Source organism: Streptomyces hygroscopicus subsp. hygroscopicus (assembly GCF_001553455.1).
GTDB classification, from domain to species: domain Bacteria; phylum Actinomycetota; class Actinomycetes; order Streptomycetales; family Streptomycetaceae; genus Streptomyces; species Streptomyces hygroscopicus.
The window spans coordinates 1-659 of sequence record NZ_BBOX01000594.1 but is presented as its reverse complement, the minus strand read 5'-3'; the positions used below and the strand labels follow the sequence as shown (position 1 = coordinate 659).

At 58.7% G+C, this 659-nt stretch carries 1 rRNA gene; it reads right to left on the bottom strand.

Annotated features, from left to right (window positions below):
- Nucleotides 1-629: ribosomal RNA gene (locus tag AXW62_RS39100) — 23S ribosomal RNA — on the bottom strand; the annotation flags it as partial.
- Nucleotides 630-659 lie beyond the last annotated feature (30 nt).

Genomic DNA, 659 nt, shown 5'->3' with positions numbered 1-659 from the left:
GACGCTCCCACGGCTTGTAGGCACACGGTTTCAGGTACTATTTCACTCCGCTCCCGCGGTACTTTTCACCATTCCCTCACGGTACTATCCGCTATCGGTCACCAGGGAATATTTAGGCTTAGCGGGTGGTCCCGCCAGATTCACACGGGATTTCTCGGGCCCCGTGCTACTTGGGAAACAAGCAAGCAAGCCACCACGATTTCAGCTACGGGGGTCTTACCCTCTACGCCGGGCCTTTCGCATGCCCTTCGCCTATCGCAATGGTTTCTGACTCACCCAGCCGCCGGCAGACGACCGAAGCTCGCTCCCACAACCCCGCATGCGCAACCCCTGCCGGGTATCACACACATACGGTTTAGCCTCATCCAGTTTCGCTCGCCACTACTCCCGGAATCACGGTTGTTTTCTCTTCCTGCGGGTACTGAGATGTTTCACTTCCCCGCGTTCCCTCCACATACCCTATGTGTTCAGGTATGGGTGACAGCCCATGACGACTGCCGGGTTTCCCCATTCGGACACCCCCGGATCACAGCTCGGTTGACAGCTCCCCGGGGCCTATCGCGGCCTCCCACGTCCTTCATCGGTTCCTGGTGCCAAGGCATCCACCGTGCGCCCTTAAAAACTTGGCCACAGATGCTCGCGTCCACTGTGCAGTTCTC